This window comes from Streptomyces sp. NPDC086549 (genome assembly GCF_044746205.1).
GTDB lineage: Bacteria > Actinomycetota > Actinomycetes > Streptomycetales > Streptomycetaceae > Streptomyces.
On the sequence record NZ_JBIVBS010000008.1, the window covers coordinates 171,581 to 192,142 of the forward strand.

General features: G+C 70.3%; 19 protein-coding genes and 1 riboswitch. Of the genes, 11 read left to right on the forward strand and 8 right to left on the reverse strand.

From position 1 onward, the window contains the following. Positions 1 to 11 precede the first annotated feature (11 nt). From ACIPSA_RS25410 to ACIPSA_RS25435, 6 genes are all read left to right on the forward strand, one after another. Entirely contained in the window at positions 12 to 1,229 is a 1,218-nt protein-coding gene (locus ACIPSA_RS25410) for a serine hydrolase domain-containing protein (protein WP_402638278.1), read from the forward strand. Next, entirely contained in the window at positions 1,226 to 2,764 is a 1,539-nt protein-coding gene (locus tag ACIPSA_RS25415) for an alpha/beta fold hydrolase (protein ID WP_402638279.1), read from the forward strand. The genes ACIPSA_RS25410 and ACIPSA_RS25415 overlap by 4 nt, the downstream gene beginning before the upstream one ends. Positions 2,765 to 3,208: 444 nt before the next feature. Beyond that, positions 3,209 to 4,402, forward strand: coding sequence for a UDP-N-acetylglucosamine--N-acetylmuramyl-(pentapeptide) pyrophosphoryl-undecaprenol N-acetylglucosamine transferase (locus ACIPSA_RS25420; RefSeq protein ID WP_402638280.1), 1,194 nt, complete (start codon positions 3,209 to 3,211; stop codon positions 4,400 to 4,402). A 321-nt stretch (positions 4,403 to 4,723) separates the two neighbouring features. Then, positions 4,724 to 5,902 (forward strand): phytanoyl-CoA dioxygenase family protein, encoded by a 1,179-nt coding sequence (locus tag ACIPSA_RS25425; RefSeq protein WP_402638281.1) that lies wholly within the window; start codon positions 4,724 to 4,726, stop codon positions 5,900 to 5,902. 140 nt (positions 5,903 to 6,042) lie between these two features. Next, complete coding sequence (locus ACIPSA_RS25430; RefSeq protein WP_402638282.1) at positions 6,043 to 7,830, forward strand: protein kinase; 1,788 nt, start codon at positions 6,043 to 6,045, stop codon at positions 7,828 to 7,830. Positions 7,831 to 7,944: 114 nt separating this feature from the next. Beyond that, entirely contained in the window at positions 7,945 to 8,199 is a 255-nt protein-coding gene (locus ACIPSA_RS25435; RefSeq protein WP_402638283.1) for a hexameric tyrosine-coordinated heme protein, read from the forward strand. A gap of 74 nt (positions 8,200 to 8,273) precedes the next feature. Here the strand turns inward: ACIPSA_RS25435 and ACIPSA_RS25440 are convergent, their stop codons facing one another. Further along, entirely contained in the window at positions 8,274 to 9,056 is a 783-nt protein-coding gene (locus ACIPSA_RS25440) for a CbtA family protein (RefSeq protein ID WP_402638284.1), read from the reverse strand. 25 nt (positions 9,057 to 9,081) lie between these two features. Continuing rightward, the gene (locus ACIPSA_RS25445) at positions 9,082 to 9,303 is read right to left on the reverse strand and encodes a CbtB domain-containing protein (protein WP_402638285.1); all 222 of its coding nucleotides are present in this window, start codon (positions 9,301 to 9,303) and stop codon (positions 9,082 to 9,084) included. A 37-nt stretch (positions 9,304 to 9,340) separates the two neighbouring features. Next, positions 9,341 to 9,494, reverse strand: a riboswitch (cobalamin riboswitch). A gap of 96 nt (positions 9,495 to 9,590) precedes the next feature. Between ACIPSA_RS25445 and ACIPSA_RS25450 the strand changes: the two genes are divergently transcribed. Further along, positions 9,591 to 10,163, forward strand: coding sequence for a histidine phosphatase family protein (locus tag ACIPSA_RS25450; RefSeq protein WP_402638286.1), 573 nt, complete (start codon positions 9,591 to 9,593; stop codon positions 10,161 to 10,163). Between the two features lie 193 nt (positions 10,164 to 10,356). Here the strand turns inward: ACIPSA_RS25450 and ACIPSA_RS25455 are convergent, their stop codons facing one another. Continuing rightward, a complete protein-coding gene (locus ACIPSA_RS25455; protein ID WP_402638287.1) occupies positions 10,357 to 11,247 on the reverse strand; it encodes an NAD(P)H-binding protein in 891 nt (296 codons plus the stop codon). Positions 11,248 to 11,417: 170 nt separating this feature from the next. On the opposite strand from ACIPSA_RS25455, the gene ACIPSA_RS25460 reads away from it, so the two are divergent. Continuing rightward, positions 11,418 to 12,263 carry a LysR family transcriptional regulator gene (locus ACIPSA_RS25460; RefSeq protein ID WP_402638288.1) on the forward strand — a complete coding sequence of 282 codons (846 nt, stop codon included), beginning with the start codon at positions 11,418 to 11,420 and terminating at the stop codon, positions 12,261 to 12,263. Between the two features lie 58 nt (positions 12,264 to 12,321). Here ACIPSA_RS25460 and ACIPSA_RS25465 read toward each other — a convergent pair whose 3' ends face one another. Continuing rightward, positions 12,322 to 12,834, reverse strand: coding sequence for a PadR family transcriptional regulator (locus ACIPSA_RS25465; protein ID WP_402638289.1), 513 nt, complete (start codon positions 12,832 to 12,834; stop codon positions 12,322 to 12,324). Between the two features lie 93 nt (positions 12,835 to 12,927). On the opposite strand from ACIPSA_RS25465, the gene ACIPSA_RS25470 reads away from it, so the two are divergent. After that, on the forward strand, positions 12,928 to 13,494 hold the full coding sequence (locus tag ACIPSA_RS25470; protein ID WP_402638290.1) for a hypothetical protein: 567 nt from the start codon (positions 12,928 to 12,930) through the stop codon (positions 13,492 to 13,494). A 97-nt stretch (positions 13,495 to 13,591) separates the two neighbouring features. Here ACIPSA_RS25470 and ACIPSA_RS25475 read toward each other — a convergent pair whose 3' ends face one another. The 3 genes from ACIPSA_RS25475 to ACIPSA_RS25485 form a co-directional block, all read right to left on the reverse strand. Further along, on the reverse strand, positions 13,592 to 14,170 hold the full coding sequence (locus ACIPSA_RS25475; protein ID WP_402638291.1) for a dienelactone hydrolase family protein: 579 nt from the start codon (positions 14,168 to 14,170) through the stop codon (positions 13,592 to 13,594). Positions 14,171 to 14,229: 59 nt separating this feature from the next. Continuing rightward, positions 14,230 to 14,562, reverse strand: coding sequence for a hypothetical protein (locus ACIPSA_RS25480; RefSeq protein ID WP_402638292.1), 333 nt, complete (start codon positions 14,560 to 14,562; stop codon positions 14,230 to 14,232). 248 nt (positions 14,563 to 14,810) lie between these two features. Then, positions 14,811 to 15,590 (reverse strand): DUF3050 domain-containing protein, encoded by a 780-nt coding sequence (locus ACIPSA_RS25485; RefSeq protein WP_402638293.1) that lies wholly within the window; start codon positions 15,588 to 15,590, stop codon positions 14,811 to 14,813. Between the two features lie 446 nt (positions 15,591 to 16,036). Between ACIPSA_RS25485 and ACIPSA_RS25490 the strand changes: the two genes are divergently transcribed. After that, complete coding sequence (locus ACIPSA_RS25490; RefSeq protein ID WP_402638294.1) at positions 16,037 to 17,404, forward strand: diacylglycerol/lipid kinase family protein; 1,368 nt, start codon at positions 16,037 to 16,039, stop codon at positions 17,402 to 17,404. Between the two features lie 215 nt (positions 17,405 to 17,619). Continuing rightward, positions 17,620 to 18,957, forward strand: coding sequence for a jacalin-like lectin (locus tag ACIPSA_RS25495; RefSeq protein ID WP_402638295.1), 1,338 nt, complete (start codon positions 17,620 to 17,622; stop codon positions 18,955 to 18,957). Positions 18,958 to 19,016: 59 nt separating this feature from the next. Here ACIPSA_RS25495 and glpK read toward each other — a convergent pair whose 3' ends face one another. After that, entirely contained in the window at positions 19,017 to 20,531 is a 1,515-nt protein-coding gene (gene glpK / locus ACIPSA_RS25500; protein WP_402638296.1) for a glycerol kinase GlpK, read from the reverse strand. Positions 20,532 to 20,562: the final 31 nt, after the last annotated feature.

A 20,562-nucleotide genomic window follows, 5' to 3' on the forward strand; every position in this document is an offset into this window, starting at 1 on the left:
CGTGATGTCGCATGGCAACCATCTCCCTGAGCTCCGCGCCCGGCAGAAGATCAAGCCTCGCGGCCTTGGTGACAGTCATCGTGCTGGCTGCCGCTCCTATGGCCGGCGCTCAGCCGGTCAACCCGCCGGCACCCACCGGCTGCGGTACGCACGACGAAATCCGCCGGGCCCTGGACATCCTCACCACGCGTGACCGGATCGCGGGAGCAGCGGTCCTGGTCACCGAGGGCAGCAAGGACGCTGCGGGCGCGCCCTGCGCCCGTTGGACCGAGAGCGCCGGAACCGCCGATCTGCGCACCGGGCGGCCCATGAACACCAGCGACCGGCTGCGCGTGGGCAGCGTCACCAAGACGTTCACCGCGACAGTCGTCCTGCAACTCGCCGCCGAGCACCGTCTCTCACTCGACGCCCCGGTCGAGCGCTACGTGCCCGGGCTGATCCGGGAGCACGGCTTCGACGGCCGACGGATCAGCGTACGGCAACTCCTTCAGCACACCAGCCGGTTGCCCGACTATCTCGACGCACCCGAATGGGAGCACCCCGAACGGCTGCGGAACCGTCACTTCGAGCCGCGCGAACTCGTCGCACGCGCACTTGAGCTGCCGCGCCCGCAGGGCACCTGGCACTACGCCACCACCAACTACCTCGTCCTGGGCCTGATCATCAACGAGGTCACCGGCCGCTCCCCCGAGTCGGAGATCACCCGCCGTGTCATCGGCCCCCTCGGGTTGCGCGACACGTACTGGCCCGGCGACGACACCCGCATCCAAGGACCGCACTCCCGCAGCTACTTCCCCGCCGATGACGGTCACCGCATCGATGGCACCGCCTGGAACATGACCTTCGGCGGCGTCGGCGGCGCCCTGGTCTCCACACCGGCTGACCTGACGCGGTTCACCACGGCACTGCTCGGCGGCCGCCTGCTGCCCGCGGCCCAACTCACCGAGATGCGGCGGACGGTGGCCGCCGATCCCGACCGACTGTGGCCCGGCGCCCGCTACGGCCTGGGGCTGATCGCCTCTCCCTTGTCGTGCGGCGGCCTGTGGTGGGGACATGCGGGAACCGTGCCCGGCGGCCACCGGGCGCTGACCGCCGTCGGCCCCGGCGGCCGGGCAGTCGCCGTCGCCCTGAACGAGGTGCCGACCACGCTCCAGGCCGAACAGGACTTCCTCCACGTCGTCGACACGTCCCTCTGCGAGGGCAAAGCTTCCGGAAGGACTTCCGCATGACCGGCTTCGCATCCTCGGCCGCCCTGGGCCTCACCGCCGTGCTCGCCCTCACCGCGTCGCCCGCGCCCGCCCACGCGGCCCGCACGACCCCCGACCCTCTCGCCCGCTACCACCAGCAGCACCTCACCTGGAAGAGCTGCGTCCTCGGGCCCGCCGACGACACCGGCAGGGAACTCCAGCAGGCAGGCGCCCAATGTGCCGACGTCACCGTGCCGTTGAACTACGCGGACCCGGGCGGCCGTACGATCACGGTCGCGATCTCCCGGATCCGGGCCACCGACACCAGCCATCGGGTCGGCGCGCTGCTGCTCAACGGCGGCGGTCCCGGCGGGCAGACGCTGGGCGACCCGCCGTGGGTGCGCAAGGCGATGAAGGATGTCGGCAGCCGCTACGACGTGGTGGGGGTGGACCCCCGCTTCGTCGGTCGGAGCACCCCGCTGGACTGCCACTGGCCCACCGGCTCATCCTTCCGCGGTGCGGGTGACGACCGTGCCGGGTTCGATCGTTCAGCTGCCTTCGCCGAGGAACTCGCCCACCGCTGCCGGACGTACGAAGGCGATGTGCTGCCGTACGTCACCACTCGGAACACCGCGCGCGACATGGACGTCATCCGCGTCGCGCTCGGCGAGCGCAGGATCTCCTACCTGGGCTACTCGTACGGCAGTTACCTCGGCCAGGTGTACGCCACGATGTTCCCCGGCCGCACCGACCGTGTCGTCCTCGACGGTGTGGTCGCCCCCGACCACTACGGTCCCCGGCTGCTGCTCGGCACGGAGCAGGCCGATCGGCACGCCCTTCGGGACTGGGCCGCCTGGACTGCCCACCGTGACGGGACGTACGGTCTGGGCCGCACCCGGCAGGCGGTGCTGGCGGCCGTCGGCCACGTCCAGGCGGCAGCCGGACGCACGCCTCTGCGACTGGGCGGCCACCGGGTGGACGAGTACGTGGTGCCCGTTGTCGTGTTCAACGGCCTGTCCCAGGACAACGATGCCGCGTACGGCGACTTCGCGCTGGCCGTGCGGGACATGCGCCGCGCCGCCGACGGCCACGTCGTCGCCCCGAGCCCATGGCTCGCCGACACGCTCGATTTCCTGCTGAGCGGATCCGACTCCCCCTACGGCAGCGTGCAGTCGGCGATCCTCTGCGGCGACGTCTCCGCGCCGCGCGACCCCGAGACCTACTGGCACGACGTCCAACGGGCCCGCGCGCAGGACGCGTTGTTCGGTCCCGTCACGAACAACATCGGTCCGTGCGCGTTCTGGGATCCGCCGCGCGAACGCCCGACCGTGATCAGGGACGACCTGCCGGCCCTGCTCGTCAACGCGACCGGTGACCCACGCACCACCTACCGGGGCGCCGCGACGGTGCGCCATATGTGGCCCGCCTCCCGCCTGGTCACCCTCCGCGGCGCGGACCAGCACGCAGTGTTCGGTGTCTTCGGCAGTTCCTGCGTGGATACGCGGGTCAACGCCTACCTCGCCACTGGCCACCTGCCGCCCACGGACGTCAGCTGCGCGGCCCGGTCCGCCGGATGATCCGGTAGGCCTGTCGTCAGTCGGTGATCACGGCACTGCGATGGACCCACTCGCCGCCGTGTGCCGCCTGGCGCATGAAGGCGGCGACGTCCGCTCGGCCGATCGCCGGGTTGCCCTTCTTCGGCAGCCGGTCGGTCGCGTGCCGGTGTGTCGACGGGCGCGAGCGTCGCTGCCGCCGTGGTCACGGCTGCGGCGATGACGCGCCCGTGCTTGGGGTGACGACGGACGTGGCTGCCCAATCCTGCCTCGCCGCCCTGCGTATCCGCTTTCCGACATCTTCCGCGTCGGCCCGCCGGAGGGCTTGAGTCGCATCGCGCGTGTCGATCTCACCGGCGTCGGACGGCTCCTCGCCAAGGCCCGATTGCCTGATATTATCCGTGAAGTCCGAATTTCCCCTGGTCCGGGCACCGCCCCGGCGCCCGCCGGAACGGAAACCCCCACGACGTGACCAGCGCTGACCTCGACCACCGCCTCACCGCCCTCGGCCGCTCCTTTCGACTGATCGTCACGGGCGGCGGGACCGGCGGCCACACCTACCCCGCGCTCACCGCCATCCGCACGACGAGCACCCGGCTCGCTCGCCTCGGTATCGGCCTGGACGTGCTCTGGGTCGGCACTGCGGCGGGCCTGGAAGCCCGGGTCGCCGAACGCGAAGGCATCCCGTTCAGGACCGTGGCCACCGGAAAGCTCCGTCGCTCCGGCAACCCGCTCAAGCTGGCCTCCCCGGCCAACATCAAGGACATGGGCCGGGTCCCGCTCGGCGCGGCCCAGGCGAGGTCGATCGTTTCGCACTTCAAGCCGGACGTCGTCCTGTCGACCGGCGGCTACGTCGCCGTACCCGTCGGCCTGGCAGCCAAGTTCTGCCGCCACCCGCTGGTCATCCACGAACAGACGGTCCGCCTGGGCCTGGCCAACCGTGCACTGGCCCGCGCTGCCACGCGCGTGGCCGTCTCCTCGGAGTCGACGCTGCCACTCCTGCCGGACTCCGTCCGCACCTCGGCGGTGGTCACGGGCAACCCCGTCCGCCCCGAGGTCCTGGAGGGCCGGCCGGACAAGGCGATCAGCACCCTCAGCCTCACCACCTTCGACCCAACCCTTCCGACGGTGTACATCACGGGTGGCGCCCAGGGCTCCGTCCAGATCAACACCGTCGTGCGCGCGATCCTGACTTGGCTGCTGGGCCAGGCCAACGTGATCCACCAGTGCGGCGCCACGTCCATCGAGGAGTCCCGCCAGTATGCGGCCACACTCCCGCCCCACCTCTCACACCGCTACCTGGTCACCGACTTCTTCGGCCCGGAGCTCCCCGATGTCCTCGCCCTCGCCGACGTTGTGATCTCCCGCAGCGGTGCCGGCACGATCGCCGAGCTCACGGCCCTCGGCAAGCCATCGGTCCTGATCCCGCTCGCGACGTCGGCGGGCAACGAGCAGGAGCACAACGCGCTGCACCTGCAGAAGGCGGGCGCCGCAGTGGCCCTGGTGAAGGACGCGGTCACGCCGGAGGGGCTGCGGGCGGCGGTCGGGCCGATCCTCGCCTCGACCGAGCAGCGCCGACAGATGGCTCAGCAGGCCCGCACGCTGGGGCGCCCCGATGCAGCCGACCGCTTGGCGGAGCTCGTGCTGACCGTGGCGGTCTGACGACCCCAGGTCATGGCAGGGCTGCCGCACAGTCCGGGCACCGCTGGATCGCGCGTCGCGAGGTGTCGCCCGGCGCCGGCTCTTCCTTCACGGCCCCGCTCACTCTGCGGCAGCAGCTCTGCCGCCAACCCGATGTTCGGGAGCCTGCATCACGATGTCGACCACGAAGGTGCGGCCCCCGATGCACACCTGGCTCCGCTGTCGGTCGAGGTCCTCGATCGCCCGTATCGATGATGTCTTTTTGATGTGTTTCTGCACATTGAATGATGGGTTCGGGTTGATCAGACTGGCAGAAGAGCGAGGGCTGAGAAAGGAGCCGCGATGTCTCTGCCTGCTGTGGGTTCACGGACTTGGCTGACCGAGGAGGACTGCGATCTCGACGCGTTCCGCGCGCTCGTGGAGCGGGACACCGACCCCGGTGACCATCCCGCGGCCGAGCGGGTGGAGCAGAACGTGCCGCTCTACGACAGTGACCGGCTCCGCGCCCTGACGGCCACCCCGGAAGGCCGTCGGAACGTGCAGGGCGAGCTGGTCCGGGCGCTGCTGGAGGGACCCGGCATCGTGGTGTTCAAGGGCGCCTTCGCGGACCCGGCCGTCGTGGACCGGGCGTCCGGGGTGTTCCGGGCGCTGATCGAGGAGGAGCGCGCCTCGGGTGCGGGGTGCGGCGACCACTTCGCCAAGCCCGGAGCCAACGACCGTGTCTGGAGCGCTCTGGACAAGGTGGCCGTGCGTGCGCCGGAGGTGTTCGCGGACTACTACGCCAACGACGTGCTGGCGCTGATCGCCGAGGCCTGGCTCGGCCCCGCCTACCAGGTGACCTCTCAGGTGAACGTGGTCAACCCGGGCGGCACCGCACAGAACGTGCACCGCGACTACCACCTCGGCTTCCTCTCCCAGGAGCGGGCCGCCGCCTACCCGGCGCATGTGCACCGTCTGTCGCCGGTGCTGACCCTCCAAGGCGCGGTGGCTCACTGCGACATGCCCGTCGAGTCCGGCCCGACGCTGTATCTGCCGCACTCGCAGAAGTTCGAGCCCGGCTATCTGGCCTGGCGGCTGCCGCGGTTCGTCGAGTACTTCGACGCCCACCACGTCCAGTTGCCGCTGGAGAAGGGCGACGCGGCCTTCTTCAACCCGGCGCTCTTCCACGCCGCCGGGCACAACCGCTCGACCGGCATCCGGCGCATGGCCAATCTGCTCCAGATCTCCGCCGCCTTCGGGCGCGCCATGGAGACGGTGAACCGCGAGGCGATGGCGAACGCGCTGTTTCCGGTGCTGCTCCGCCGCAAGGCCGAGGGCTTCTCCGAGGACTGGCTGCGGCGGGTGGTCGCCGCCACCGCCGAGGGCTACCCCTTCCCCACCGACCTCGACCTCGACCCGCCGGTCGACGGCCTCGCCCCGCTCTCCCAGGCGGACACGCTCTGGCAGGCCGTCGCGGAGGGCTGGGACCCCGAGCGGCTGCGCCGGGAGCTGGAGGCGGGCGCCGAGCGCCGCCGGACCTGACGGAGGGACGGCTCAGCCGGATCGCACCGCTCCGTCCCGACGGAAGTGATCGAAACCGTGAGCAGAGGCCGGGACTGGGTTAGCCTCGTTCTCCCAGCGAAGGCGAACTGACTTACGACGAACACCACTTCGGGAGTTCCGTGTCTGACCACCGGCCACCATCACCGGACTCCGCGGCCCGCGAAGCCGCCGCACTCCGGCAGACCGGAGCCTCACCTCTGCTGGCCGGCGACCCGGGCCGCATCGGTCCCTTCGTGCCGGTGGCGCTGCTGGGCAAGGGCGGGATGGGACGGGTCTACCTGTCACGGGCCGCCGACGGCCGTCCGGGACTTTTCGCGGTGAAGGTAATCCGGCCGGAGTACGCCGAGGACGTCAGGTTCCAGCGGCGGTTCGAACGCGAGGCATTGGTGCACTCGCGGATCGGTCCGCCGTACGCACCGAAGTTATGCGGAACCGGATGGGACGACCAACTGCTGTGGATGGCCACCGAGTACGTCCCCGGACTCGACCTGTCGGAAGCCGTACGTGAGGGCGGTGCCCTGACTCCGGCCACCGTGTGGCGGTTGGTGGCGGAGCTGGGGCGGGCGCTCGCGGCCCTGGCCGCCGCAGGGGTCGTACACCGGGATCTGAAGCCGTCCAACGTGCTGTTGTCGGTCAAGGGCGCGCATGTGATCGACTTCGGGATCTCCAAGGCCGCGGAGGCCAGCGCGATCACCGGCACCGGCAACCGGGTCGGCACTCCGGCCTACATGTCGCCGGAGTATCTGAGGACAGGCCACTGCGACACGGCATCGGACGTGTTCTCGCTGGCGAGCAGCCTGCTCTTCGCGGCCACCGGACGTGCGCCGTTCGGCGACGGTACGGGCGTCGACGTGATGCACCGGGTGGCGTTCGAGGAGCCGAATCCGGAGGTCACCGGGGCGGTCTCGGCTGCCGACCCGGAACTGGGGGCGCTGCTGGCCGCCTGCTTGGCCAAGGAGCCCGAGCGGCGCCCCACCCCGCGGGAACTGACCGACACCGCAGGGGCACATGCCGGAACAACCGGTTGGCCGGAGCCACTTGACGGCAGGGTGCTCGCCCGGCAAAGGGCGTACGAAGCGCTGCACCGCCTCCCCGTCGAGCGGGCGGCGCTCTTCCACCCCTCGGGGCGCCGGGCGGGTGCGCCGGCTCCCTCGCCCGGACGGGTGGGCTCGCCGGCCGCCCCGCCCGCGGCCGCCTCCGCCTCTGCCTCTGCCTCTGCCTCTGCCGAGAGGGCCTCGGCAGGGTCGCGTCCGGCGGCGGCCCGACCCTGGGTGCGCAGGAAGCGGGTCATGGCCGCCGCGGCGGGCACCATGCTGTGCGCCGTTGCCGCGGGCGTCCTGGTGCTGATGCGTGAGGGCGGCGGCCCCGCAACCGCCGCCTCGCCGGAGTACACCGCTTCGCAGGCCGGTACCCGGCCCGGCCGGCTGTCCGACGGCACCGCCCTGTCCGTCGCACCCGGCGTGTCGGACCGGGCGTCCGCTGCGGGCGCGTCCAGCAGACGCGCCGGCGTCACCGACGACGGCACTGCGCAGCCCGAGGACTCCCCGTCCGCCCCCGCCGGCCGACCCAGCTCCCCCACTACCCGGGCCGGCGACACCGGCTCCACCGCCACCCCGGCCCAGTCCCCCGGCACCGCATCCGCCGACCCCGGAACTCCGCCCTGGATCGCCGACTGCACGTACTACGCCGGCAACGGCCGCACCCGCCCGGGTGACAGCGGCAAGCGTGTGCTGCAGGTGCAGTGCATGCTCACCAAGCGCGGCTACGACGTGGGCAGTACCGGTGTGAACGGCGAATTCGGCTCCGCCACGGAAGCGGCGGTCCGCAGCTTCCAGAGCGCCAAGGGCGTGACTGCGGACGGCGTCGTGGCCCATGACACCTGGGTCGCTCTGCGCGCCACCGAGTGAGAACAGCGGCCGCCCCGAGCACGGCGGTATGAACCCACGGCCCGATTCACCCCTGCGGAGCACCCCGTCGTGTCCGTGCACACCAGTTCCTGGAGGGTTGCTGACACTGCGGTCATGAGCCGAGTACCTGACGAAGGCATGGTCCTGATCCCCGGCGGATCCCTCATCACCAAGACCCCGGAAGAGGGCCGTGCCCTGGCGCTCACCCTGGCCCGGCACACCATCCACAACATCCAGCCCGATCTCGACGTCCTCAAGGGCGGGCGAACGACTTATTCCACCGCCCCCGAAAGCCTCATGCACGCGGCGCAGGTCGTGGCACTCGAGTTCCAGACCATCGCCGCCGCCAACGGTTACTGGCGGGACTGACACCCCAACCGAACCACGGGAACCGCGGGGAGCACGGGCAGGCAGCGCCCGGACTCCCCGCAGAGCGGCCTCCGTCAGGGGCGGGGAGCCGCGGTCGCTCGGCTTCCGTTCGCCGGGGTGTGCGCCTGTGCCGTGTTCGACTCCGCGGCCTTGGGGAGCAGTTCGCGCTCCGCGAGCACACCGAACACGAGCCCGAAGGAGGTCCACAAGGTGGCCTGGATGGCAAGGGCCGCCAAGCGGAACTGCCACAGCAGCGTGGCCGAGAAGTCCTTCGGGACCTCGTTGATCGCAGGCAGGAAGGCGTAGGCCAGTCCAACGACCAGGACGTAGAACGCGGCCGCGGAGAGCGTGGCGTTCCAGTTGCCCAGGCGTGGCGCGAGACGTTTGCCGACGATCACGGCGGCAACCGCGAGCAACACGCTGAGCAGCATCATCAGGAAGTAGAGAGTCGTCCGCTTGCCGATGGTGTCGGGGTCGCCGACGGACGGTGGGTTCGCGGGGTACTTCAGGAACGGCACCACGTAGACGGCGACCAGACCGGCGGCCGCCAGCAGCAGCGCGCTCGCGCGCGGCCCGAAGCGACCGATGCGGCCGAGTACGAAGCAGTACGCCAGGGCGGCGATGCCGCCGAACGCGACCCCGTACACCAGGACACCGGTGGTCAGGCCACCGGTGGACTGCATGGTCCGGGAGACCGCCTCCACGCCGTGCTCGTGGGAGTGTGCCTCCTCGTAGGCGATGGCCGAGTCGACGCGCGGCTCGCCGAGGAAGTAGGCGACGACGAGTGCGAGCAGGCCCGCGGCGAGTCCCGCGAGCATGCCACGCACCAACAGATTTCTGACAGTTGCCGAGTTCATGGGCTCGTGGATTCCCTCGCCGCCGTCAGTGGCAGGGGAAGCCGAGCAGATGACGCGCGTCGTGCACCCACTCGTGCACATTGTCTCCGGACATCACGGACGTGGCGCCCTGCTCGGCGCCGACGAAGTAGAGCAGGACCAGCATGAGGATGCCGAAGAAGACCGCCCAGGGGACGATCGCGCCGATCGGCAGCTTGGCGGGCGTGACGGTGGGGGTAACGGTCGGCTGGACAGCGGACTGCGCCATGGCAGGACCTCCTGGGGAACTCGCGTCCCGTCTCGGTGGTGCAACAGGACAACGGAGCGGGTCTGACTCACCCGAACGCACCCCAGGAGTGCGAACCGGGCTTACAGTGGCGCGACCGTGCCGGACTTCCACCGGCTTCCGCGGACCGTCGTCGATATCGAAGTGACGGTACCGCGGAGCAGGGGGTGCGGCCAAGGGCGCACAACGTGGCCGGAAGTGCGCCCAGGGCCCTCTCCGCACCGTCATCTTCGGCCAGGACAGCGGTGCATGAGGATCGGAGCGGATGAATGACCAGTCGAGTGATGTTGATCTCACCGGCGCTGAACCCATCGCTCCGTCAGGCCCGCTTCGACGACGGATGCTCGCTCGACACCGCCGGCGCACTCCGCGCCCGTTCGGCCGCCGGCGCACTTCCCGCGGCCGACCGCACGCTCGTCTCCCCCACCGTCCGCTGCCGGGAGACGGCCTCGGAGCTCGGCCTCGACGCCGCGGCGTCACCCGGACTTGACGGCTTGGACCCGGGCCGATGGCGGGGCCGCACACTGGACGAAGTGGGCGCGGCCGAGCCGGAGGAGGTGGCTCGCTGGCTCACGGACCCACTGGCCGCGCCGCACGGCGGGGAGTCCGTCCACCAGTTGTGCCTGCGCATCTCGCGCTGGCTGGACGAGGCCGCGCGGTTCTCCGGCCTCACCGTGGCGGTGGTGGAACCGGAAATCGTCCGCGCCGTGACGGTGTGCGCGCTCGGCGCACCCGAGTCGGCCTTCTGGCGCGTCGACGTACCACCCCTGTCCGCAACGGAGTTCACAGGCCGCGCGGGACGCTGGAACGTGGCACTGGGCACCACGCTCGGGACGAGGTGACGCTCGTGCCCCGGCGCGGCCTCCGACTCCGCCACCGCCCACGCCTTGGGCGCCCGGCCGAGGCACGCGGACGCACACGGCGCGTGCCCGTCGCGGTCGGGTCGAGTCGAGTCCGGCGAGGAAGTCGGCGGCGGCGCGCGTTCCGGCGACACCGCTGCCCGCCAAAGCCCCGGACCTCTGCCCGCCCCCTGGGCTAGCCCAGGACGGCGGGCCTGAGCGCGTCCTCGCACCACTGGCGGAAGCCCGTAGGTGCCGACTCGGGGGTGCTCGGCTGGGCGGCGCCGTAGAAGCCCTGGTCCTTCAGGGCCTCCGTCATGTCGGCCAGGCCCTGCGCCCAGGCCTCGCTCGCGCCGAAGCGCAGCACCGTCGCCTTGTAGTCCGCGCTGCCGGTGCGGTGGAGACGCACCGGACGGTCCAGGACCTCGGAGACGACCTGGGCCATGTCCTCGGCGGACAGATCGTCGGGGCCGACGAGCGGGACGTCCTGCTGCCCGGTCCAGGAGCCGTCGAGCAGCAGCCGGGCCGCCGTGGCGGCGATGTCGCGGGTGGCACAGGTGCGCAGGACGCGGTCCTCCGCCACCGCCAGGAAGAAGACACCCGCGTCGCGGATCGATTCGGCCTGGCTCAGCAGGTTCTCCATCAGGAACGGCGGGCACAGCGCCCGGTAGTGCACGCCCGTGGCCATGATCGCCTCGTCCATGGCGAGCGAAGCCGATATCTGCCCGGCGTTCTTCGCCACTCCGCGGCCCAGGGTCGAGACGCCGACGACCCGCTCGACGCCCTGGTGCCCGATCACCTCGCACAGGGGCTCGGTGAAGTCGTGGAAGTGGCCCTCGACGCTGTCGGCCCCGGGTGTCGGGGGCACGAGCCAGAACAGGCGGTCGGCGCCCGTACATGCCTCCTTCAGGACGGCGGCGTCGGAGTGCGATCCCCGTACGACCTCGACACGCTCGCGCACCCGCGCGGAGAGCCGAGCCGGGTCACGGGCGATCACCCGGATTCCCTCCGTTCCGTCCGCGGCGTCCACGAGGTGGTCGAGGACCTGTCGGCCGATCTGGCCGGTGGGGGTGGTGACGACGATCATCAACGACTCCAGGAAAGGGGCTTGTCGGATGCCGTCGAGCCTGCTGCGTGGCGCACGCGAACTGAAGTACCGATCTGCTAGCGCTTGTTACCCTCAAAGTAATACCGACCTTGGAGGGCCCATCGGACGGCCCATCGGACGGTCCATCAGACGGCCCGGAGGGGGAGATCATGGAATCCCGCCCGCTGCGCTACTTCGTCGCGGTCGCCGAGGAGCTCAATTTCACCCGTGCCGCCGAGCGGCTGGGCATCTCACCGCCGCCCCTGTCCCGTGCGGTCCGCCAGTTGGAGACGGAGATGGGCGTCGCCCTCTTCGAGCGGAGCACCCACAGCGTGGCGCTGACCCCGGCCGGAACGGTGCTCCTCGCGGAGGCGAGGATCGCCCTGGACGCTCTGCAGGCCGCCGAACGGCGGGCCCAGCGCGCGGCGGACGCCGATCCGAAGCTGATCCTGGCCGTCAAGGCCGACGGTGACGCGGGCCTGCTGGAGCCGATCCTGGCGCGCTTCGCGTCGGAACCGGCGGCGTTACCGGTCGCCGTCCGGCTGTGCGGCTGGCATGAACACCCGCGGCTGCTGCGTCAGGGGGAAGCCGACGCGGCCCTGGTCCACGAGCCGTTCGACCGTACCGGCCTCGACTCCGAGACCCTCTTCGGCGAACCACGCGTCGCCGCCCTCGCCGCCGCCCATCCGCTCGCCGCCCGCGACCGCCTGGCCCTCGCCGACCTCGGCCTGCGCCCCGACGAGGTGCCGCGGTTCATCGAGAAGAACCGCACCGAGGGCCGCGACCTCGCCCAACTGCTCACTCTCGTCGCGCTCGGCGGCCCCACTCCCCTGCTGCCCGCCTCCGTCGCCGCTCGCTATCCGCGCCCGGGCGTCGTCTACCTGCCGGTCCCGGACGCACCGCCGTCGGTCCTTGCCATCGCCTGGCCACAGCAGTCCCGTTCGACGGCCACGGCGGCGCTCGTCCGCGCAGCGGCGGCCGTATCCGAAACCGTGCGGGGCCGGCCCGCGGCCTAGCCGACGAGCGGGCCGTACACGGCGATCCGCCCCGGTCCGGACCAGGCACGTCACCGGCCTACGCGATCTGGTCGGCCGCCCACTGGGCCCACTCGCGGCGCATGGCGTTGAAGCGCAGGCCGTACTCCAGGGCGATCCGGCCGTAGACGGAGAGGTTGTCGTCGTCCCAGTCGATGGACTCCGCGAGCTGGTTGAGATCCTCGTACGACCGCTCGGACATCTCCGTCAGCTCGGTCAGGTACGCGCGCGCCTGCTCGGGCTCCAGCACTCCGAGGAAGAAGACCCGCAGCAGCAGATCACTGCGGGTGTTGCGCTGGGGCCTGGTCTCGGTCAGCCAGTGGCGTAGTTCGGCCAGCCCCTCTTCGGCGAGGGCGTATTCCTTGCGGCCGCGTGGCCCCTCGGCCGCTACCGTGATCAGTCCGGTGGCCGCGAGCTTGGTCAGCTCCGTATAGATCTGGCTCTGCGTGGCCGGCCAGACGGTGGCCAGTGAGGTTTCGAACAGTTTCAGCAGGTCATAGCCGCTGGCGGGACGCTCCGAGAGGAGGCCCAGGAGTGCGTGTCTGAGGCTCATGCCCTGCACTCTACATTCCACTATTGACATGTCGCTACTAGACATTCTACTTTTGACATGTCAGGAGAGACACCGAGACGGGGAGATCAGACCATGTCCTACCTGCGCACGTTCCTGCCCTGGATCGTCTTCGCCGTGCTCCCCTCGGGGGACTGGCAGTGGGCAGCGCTGGCCGCGCTCGTGGTCGCCGTGGCGCTCATCGCCCAGCAGGTACGGGCCGGCACCGGATTCGACGCACTGATCATCGAGTTGGGCTCGGCGGTCTTCTTCGCCGCACTGGCCGTCATCGCCTTCGCCGACCCCCACTCGGGCGTGCACGACTACTCCGCGGCCCTCTCCTCCGGCACCCTCGCGGTCATCGCCGGCGCCTCACTGGCCATCCGCAGGCCGTTCACCCTGGGCATCGCCAAGCGCACCACCCCGCAAGAGGTCTGGAACCTCAAGCCGTTCATCCGCACCAACGTCGCCATCACCGCCGTATGGACCGCCGCGTTCACCCTGACCGCCGCCGTCCTCGCCCTCGTCGCGCACGCCGGCAACGCCCACTCCACCCCCGCCACACTCGTCCAGATCGCCGGCTTCGCCGTCCCGATGGTCTTCACCGTCCGCTACGTCGCCCACGTCCAGGCCAAGGCCAAGGCCGCGCAGGTGACCCGATGACGGCCCGCCACCTCACCGGCAACCACACCCCGGTCACCGGGCTCGGCTTCGGCCGCCCGGGGTGGAGAGGTCGACACGGTCACCCCACTGCCACCGGCTAACCCACTGCCCGCAGAAGCGTCAGCGTGCGGTCGAGCAGCAGCTCGGCCGCCGCCGCGTCGTACGACGCGAGTGTGCTGTCTGCGAAGTAGTGCTGGTCGCCCTGGTAGAGGAACAGTTCCGCCTGCTCGGCGGAGGCGACCAGGGCACGTGCCGCGTCGAGGTCGCCCTCGCCTGCGAAGAACGGGTCGGCGTCCATGCCGTGCACCTGGACGGGCACTCCGTCCGGCCAGGCCGGGCCGAACTCGGTGACGGGAACGCAGGCGTAGTACAGCAGCGCTCCTCGCGCGCCGGACCGGGTCTGCGCCAGCTTCTGGGCCGGGAGCACCCCTACCGAGAAACCGGCGTAGACGACGTCGGCGGGCAGGTCGTCGACCGCTCGGACACCGCGCTCGATCACCTCACCGAAGCCGGTCCGCTGGACGTAGCCCATGCCCTTCTCCAACGTGTCGAACGTGTGCCCGTGGAAGAGGTCGGGCGTGTGCACGGTGTGCCCGGCCCGGCGCAACTCGTCGGCGAAGGCGGTCACCCCCGGCGTGAGTCCGAGCGCGTGGTGGAACAGCACGATGCCGGTCATCCCTGTCTCCAGCTAGGAGTCGACTGCGCGAACGATCCATGAAATCAGCATGTTCGAGCTCAGCCGTGACCCTTCGGCCGGGACGGCCGCGAGACGGCCCTGTCTCCGGCGATCTCACCGCTGTACACGGCCACCACCAGAGCGACCACCAGCGGCACGAGCCATGTGATCACGTGAATCGAAGCGGGGTAGCTCGCAAGGGAGTAGCCGTCCCCGATCAGAGACACCACGAACAGTCCCGCGAGCGGCACGCCCGCGGCGAGTGCCGCGAGCAGCCCCCGCAACAGGGGACGCGTGAGCAGCCGGCGAGGCGCGATCGCCAACACGAGCGCGGCCGCCGCGCCCAGCGTCAGGCCTATCGCCATGCTGACGAGTGCGGCGAGGACACCCACAGCGAGGAATGTCCGCACAGTCCCCCATCGGCCCCCGGTCAGGAAGACGAAGGCACCGACAAGACATCCACAGCCGAGCACCCCCGCGGGCCACACGCCGATCCGCGCGCCCAAGCGGACACCTCGCCGGACAACCGCTCGAATCTCCACGCGCGCCCCCGTCACCCGGCTCGTCCACCGCTCGTCCGCCGCTCGGTCGCGCTCATGATCGCATGCACGTACCTCTACGGCATCGCTTGCGACATCGCCTACGACATCGCTTCGATGATCCCGTCCCACAGTCGTGACCGCGCCTCGAGTGCGGCCGTCGCCACCTCGGCCGCCTCACGCCAGCGGGTGTCGTCGTCACCGCACAGATCGGCCACCATCTGCAGGGCCATGGGGGTGTGCTCCTCGCCGTCGACCTCGATGTGTCGCGAGAGGTAGTCGCAGAAGAGCGGGAAGCGGTCGGTGCCCTCCTTCTGGAGCACCTGGTCGAACATGTCGGGGATGAGGTCCTCGCGGGAGAAGGCGAAGGCGGCGGCACGGCAGTGCAGCGGACGGTCGCTGATGATCTCGAAGGTGGTACGGACGAAATCGGCCGCGGGCGCCGGGACCTGGGCGACACGAAGCGCCGAGGGCACGTCGTGCCCCTCCTTGATCAGGTCGAGAAAGGTGTCGATCCGGGTGGTGTCGGCCCCGGCTTCGGCCATCCCGGCACGGTAGAGCTCGAAGTGGCTGGTGAAGCCGCCGTTCAGTTCGTCGCTCTCCTCGACCAGCACGATGTCGTTGATGAGGCGCCGGCCCACCTGGGAACCGGTGGGGATCCAGGGCACGTCGACGCAGGTCAGGTCGCGCTGGAGCGCCTTGAGCAGCGACATGAAGTCCCACACCGCGAACACATGGTGTTCCATGAACATCGCCATGTGCTCGCGGCTGCTTATTCGCTGGTAAATCGCATGCGTGGCGACTTCCTTTCGGACCGGCTCGATGGCGGCACGCGCCCTGTCAATTCCGTCGTGCATCAGGTTCCAGTCGTACCGGGACATGTTTTTCCCTCCGCTCGATTTCTGGGTGGATGGCGATCGTGACGCCGTTTCGTACGTCACGGCAAGCGCTTCCCGAAAATTCAGCGAAGTTACCCGAAGTATCAGCAGGCAAAAGCCGTCAAGGCCGCAAAGGAAGGTGAAGAGTTAAAATTCGGGCGGGTCGAAAAAAGCTCGCTGGAGACGTGAACAGACCCCGGTCGGCATACGTATCCAATTGGAATGTTCCCATCCCTGGAAAGATCCCCCGCGAATTTCCGGTCGCGAAAAGGCGGCTCAAAGCCGTTCGGCGCCATGTCGCGGCGCGCCCCGGCTCTGCCATGCTGCTGTTACGTTCTTGATCCTTGTACGTGCTTGATCCTTGGCGGACCGAGGCGGGAAAGGCGGAGCGGAGCTTGGACACGGGCGCGGGACCTGGCCGGAACGCGAGTGCGGGCTCGGGGCTGGACATGCGGGCGCATGCGCGGCAGCGGTGGGCGGCGCGGGCGTCCCTGACGTCCGCGGGACTGACAGTGATCGCACCGCTCGCGACCGCGCCCTCCGGCGGGGTGGCACTCGTGCTGATCGGGGCTCTCTCGATCGCCGTGAGCATGGCGGCACTGTGGTGGGCGCTCACCCGGCGCGGGTGGCTCAGGGCCTGCGCGGGCGTGGTCGCGGTCGCCGCGCCCGGCGCCGCGATCGCGCTCTTCGCCGTGGCGCACCTGCTGTGGCTGCCCTTCCTGCTGCTGGCCCTGTGGGCGCTGTCGGTGTGGACGGGGAAGGTCGCGCTCAGCGGCACGCGGTCGCACGTCGTACAGGTCGTGGAGTACGAAACTCCCCCTCCCGCCCGGGCGTTCCTCATCATGAACCCGCAGTCCGGGGGCGGGAAGGTCGAGCAGTTCGGGCTGAAGGCGAAGGCCGAAGAGCTCGGAGCCCGCGTGCATCTGCTCGACACCGGCCGGCCGGACGCCCCCGAAGACGTCACCGCCCTCGCTCGTGCCGCGCTCGACGAAGGGGCCGACCTGCTCGGCGTCGCCGGCGGGGACGGGACGCAGGCGCTGGTCGCGGCGGTCGCGGCGGAGCACGACGTACCGTTCCTGGTGATCTCCGCCGGCACCCGCAACCACTTCGCCATGGACCTCGGGCTCGACCGCAACGACCCGTCGACGTGCCTGGAGGCACTCACCGACGGGGTCGAAGTCAGGGTCGACCTGGGCTTCGCCGACGGCCATCCCTTCGTGAACAACGCGTCGTTCGGGGCGTACGCCGCGGTCGTGCAGAGCCCCGCGTACCGGGACGACAAGGTGCGCACCACGCTGGATCTGCTGCCCGAACTGCTCACCCACGAGCGCGGTCCGCTGCTCACCGCGCGTGTCGCGGGCACGGGCGGCCCGGACATCGTCATCGACACGCCCCAGGCCGTGCTGGTCAGCAACAACCCCTACCGTACGGACGACATCGCCGGTCTGGGCCGTCGGGAGCGGTTGGACCTGGGCGTGCTCGGCGTGCTCGGCGTCAAGGTGGAGGGCGCCGCCCAGGCCGCCGAGCTGCTGCTGGGACGGTACGCCGAGGGGCTCACCGCGGTGACCGCCCGGCAGGTGGTCGTCGACTCCGACAAGGGCGACGTCGAGGTCGGGGTGGACGGCGAGGCCATGGTGCTGCCCGCGCCCGTCCGCTGCCGCATCCAGCCGGGCGCCCTGCGCGTCCGGGTCCCCCGCAACCGGCCCGGCGTACCCGCGGTCAAGCCGCCCCTGGAATGGCGGCGGCTGCGCAAACTGGCGGCGACGGTGGGACGGACGGCCCTCCCCAAGAGCCGACAGCGGCGGCTGTGGTCGTGACCACGGCCGACTCCTCGTCCCGGCGGCCTGGTGTCTGCCCCGCCTCACCGTCCCCTCCCCTCAACCAGCCTCCGGGAAAAGGGAGTTGATCTTCTCTCGGTCACATGGAATTCCCCGATTGGTCGGACGCGCAGGGGTGCACAGAAAGCGTTTTCCGCTAAGTTTTGGCATGTCCACACCCCGATCGGCACTCCCCCCATGTAGGAGACACCCCCATGCGCAGACTCGTCGCCTGTCTGGCGGCCGCGGTCGCCACCCTCGGCGGGCTCACGGCGACAGCCACGCCGGCCGCGGCTGCCGGCTCGGGCACGTTCAGCGTGCTCACGTACAACGTCGCCGGCCTTCCGGAAGCCCTGTCCAGCGCGCCGACCCCGCGCGACACCAGCACGACGGAGATCGGCCGGCGCATCGCACCGTACGACATCGTCAACGTCCAGGAGGACTTCAACTACCACGCTTACCTGTACTCCACCGACACCCACCCCTACCGGACCGCGACCAGCGGCGGCGCCGGTATCGGCAGCGGGCTCAACACCGTCTCCAACTACGCCTGGGACGGCGACGACTTCGAACGCGTGGGCTGGAACTCGTGCCAGCTCGACTCCGGCGACTGCCTCACGCCGAAGGGCTTCACCTTCATGCGCGAGCGCCTCGCCGAGGGCGTCTACGTCGACTTCTACAACCTGCACACCAACGCGGGCACGAACGACGGCGACCTCGCCTCGCGTGCGGACAACCTGAACCAGCTGACCTCGTTCATCCAGTCGCACTCGGCGGGCAACGCGGTCGTGGTCATGGGTGACACCAACACCCGCTACACCCGCACCGGCGACACCATCGCCGAGTTCGGTGCGGCCAACGGCCTGACCGACGCCTGGGTGCAGCTGATCCGCGGCGGCACACCGCCCGCCAAGGGCAGCGACGCGCTGGTCTGTGACCAGACGGGGGCCACCGTGCCCAACACCTGCGAGGTCGTGGACAAGGTCCTGTACCGCAGCAGCAAGCTGGTCACCCTGAACGCGACCTCGTACAACAACGAGCACGCCAAGTTCCTGACCTCCGACGGCCTCATGCTCTCCGACCACGACCCGATCACCGTCGGCTTCTCGTGGTCGCAGAACCCGGACTTCCAGCTGAGCGACCAGTTCGGCGGTCCGCACGGCGACTACTACCAGGACATCGACAAGGTAGCCGCCGGTGCCCGCGCCACCACCATCGCGCTGCGCTCCGGCTCCCGGGTCGACCAGGTCGGCATCACCCTGAGCGACGGCACCACGCTCACCCATGGCGGAACCGGTGGCACGGCGTCCTCGCTGACGCTGGGCAGCGGCGAGTACGTGACGAGCGCCTACCTGTGCGAGGGCGTGAAGGACAGCCACACCCGGATCTTCTACGCCAAGTTCACGACCAACCTGGGTCACACCCTCGCGGGCGGCACCACCACCTCGGACTGCGTGACCCGTACGGCCCCGTCGGGCTGGCAGATCGCCGGCTTCCACGGGCGGTCGGGCGACGAACTCGACAAGGTCGGCTTCATCTACACCAAGCGCTGACACTCAGCAGCCGGTCCCCATGACCCCCGGATTCCGGATCCCGGATCCCGGATCCCGGGTCATGGGGACTCCGGCGGTCTGATCCACCCCAGTGAGCGCTCGACGGCCCGCTTCCAGTCCGCGTACTCCGACTCCCTCCGCTCGGGGTCCATGTCCGGCAGCCACTGGGCGGCCCGGTGCCAGTGGCGACGCAGAACCTCCAGGTCCGACCAGTAGCCGGCGGCCAGCCCGGCGGCGTAGGCGGCGCCGAGGGAGACCGTCTCGGCGACCATGGGCCGTACCACGGGCACGTCGAGCACGTCGGCGACGAACTGCATGAGCAGGTTGTCCGCCGTCATACCGCCGTCCACCTTGAGCTGCTTCAGCGGGACCGAGAAGTCCGCGTTCATGGCGTCGACGACCTCGCGGGTCTGCCAGCCGGTGGCCTCCAGCACGGCCCGGGCCAGGTGCCCCTTGGTGATGTACGAGGTGAGGCCGACGATGACACCCCGTGCGTCGCTGCGCCAATGGGGCGCGAACAGGCCCGAGAACGCGGGGACGATGTAGCAGCCGCCGTTGTCCTCGACCGTCCGCGCGAGGGTCTCGATCTCCGGCGCGCTGCTGATCAGTCCCAGGCGGTCACGAAACCACTGGACCAGTGAGCCGGTGACGGCTATGGAACCCTCCAAGGCGTAGACAGGGGCCGTGTTCCCGACCTTGTAGGCCACGGTCGTGAGGAGTCCGTTCCGGGACCGCACGACATCGGTACCGGTGTTGAGCAGCAGGAAGCTGCCCGTTCCGTACGTGCACTTCGCCTCCCCGGGGGAGAAGCAGGTCTGGCCGAACAGAGCGGCCTGCTGGTCGCCGAGGGCCGCCGTGATGCGGACGCCCGGGAGCAGCGCGCTGGCCTCGCCGTAGCTCTCGGCCGAAGAGCGGATCTCGGGCAGCATGGCGCGGGGAACCCCGAAGAACGCCAGGAGCTCCTCGTCCCAGGTGAGGGTGCGGATGTTCATCAGCATGGTGCGGCTGGCGTTGGTGGGGTCGGTGATGTGCAGGCCGCCGTCCGCACCCCCGGTGAGGTTCCAGATCAGCCAGCTCTCGATCGTGCCCATCGCCACCTCGCCGTCCTTGGCACGCTGTTCCAGCCCGCCGAAATGGTCGAACAGCCAGCGGATCTTGAGCGCGGAGAAGTAGGTGGACGGGGGCAGGCTGCAACGCTCCAGGAAGAACTCGTCTCCGGGGCGGACCCTGTACTCGTCGACGAGCGGTGCCGTGCGGGTGTCCTGCCAGACGATCGCCCTGCCCAGCGGGGCACCCGTCCGCCGGTCCCAGAGCACCGTGGTCTCCCGCTGGTTGGCGATCCCGATGGCGGCGACGTCTCGCGCGCCCGCACCGGCATCGGACAGGGCCTCGGGCACTATGCGCTGGAGATTGCGCCAGATCTCGACGGCGTCGTGCTCGACCCAGCCGGGCTTGGGGAAGTGCTGCTCGTGCTCCCGCTGGGCCACCGACACCAGCCGCCCCTGCTGGTCGAACAGGATGCATCGGGTGGAGGTGGTGCCCTGATCGATGGACATCACATACCGTTCAACCATGATCGGGTCTGCCTTCCGATGTCCGATGTGT

Excerpts from the sequence above, each read along its gene's own strand:
- ACIPSA_RS25425 (WP_402638281.1), top strand. The coding sequence starts at position 4,724 with ATGTCTCTGCCTGCTGTGGGTTCACGGACTTGGCTGACCGAGGAGGAC.
- ACIPSA_RS25445 (WP_402638285.1), bottom strand. The coding sequence starts at position 9,303 with ATGGCGCAGTCCGCTGTCCAGCCGACCGTTACCCCCACCGTCACGCCC.
- ACIPSA_RS25435 (WP_402638283.1), top strand. The coding sequence starts at position 7,945 with ATGAGCCGAGTACCTGACGAAGGCATGGTCCTGATCCCCGGCGGATCC.
- ACIPSA_RS25485 (WP_402638293.1), bottom strand. The coding sequence starts at position 15,590 with ATGTCCCGGTACGACTGGAACCTGATGCACGACGGAATTGACAGGGCG.
- ACIPSA_RS25470 (WP_402638290.1), top strand. The coding sequence starts at position 12,928 with ATGTCCTACCTGCGCACGTTCCTGCCCTGGATCGTCTTCGCCGTGCTC.
- ACIPSA_RS25490 (WP_402638294.1), top strand. The coding sequence starts at position 16,037 with ATGCGGGCGCATGCGCGGCAGCGGTGGGCGGCGCGGGCGTCCCTGACG.
- ACIPSA_RS25450 (WP_402638286.1), top strand. The coding sequence starts at position 9,591 with ATGACCAGTCGAGTGATGTTGATCTCACCGGCGCTGAACCCATCGCTC.
- ACIPSA_RS25440 (WP_402638284.1), bottom strand. The coding sequence starts at position 9,056 with ATGAACTCGGCAACTGTCAGAAATCTGTTGGTGCGTGGCATGCTCGCG.
- glpK (WP_402638296.1), bottom strand. The coding sequence starts at position 20,531 with ATGGTTGAACGGTATGTGATGTCCATCGATCAGGGCACCACCTCCACC.
- ACIPSA_RS25455 (WP_402638287.1), bottom strand. The coding sequence starts at position 11,247 with ATGATCGTCGTCACCACCCCCACCGGCCAGATCGGCCGACAGGTCCTC.
- ACIPSA_RS25465 (WP_402638289.1), bottom strand. The coding sequence starts at position 12,834 with ATGAGCCTCAGACACGCACTCCTGGGCCTCCTCTCGGAGCGTCCCGCC.
- ACIPSA_RS25495 (WP_402638295.1), top strand. The coding sequence starts at position 17,620 with ATGCGCAGACTCGTCGCCTGTCTGGCGGCCGCGGTCGCCACCCTCGGC.
- ACIPSA_RS25460 (WP_402638288.1), top strand. The coding sequence starts at position 11,418 with ATGGAATCCCGCCCGCTGCGCTACTTCGTCGCGGTCGCCGAGGAGCTC.
- ACIPSA_RS25475 (WP_402638291.1), bottom strand. The coding sequence starts at position 14,170 with ATGACCGGCATCGTGCTGTTCCACCACGCGCTCGGACTCACGCCGGGG.
- ACIPSA_RS25415 (WP_402638279.1), top strand. The coding sequence starts at position 1,226 with ATGACCGGCTTCGCATCCTCGGCCGCCCTGGGCCTCACCGCCGTGCTC.
- ACIPSA_RS25410 (WP_402638278.1), top strand. The coding sequence starts at position 12 with ATGGCAACCATCTCCCTGAGCTCCGCGCCCGGCAGAAGATCAAGCCTC.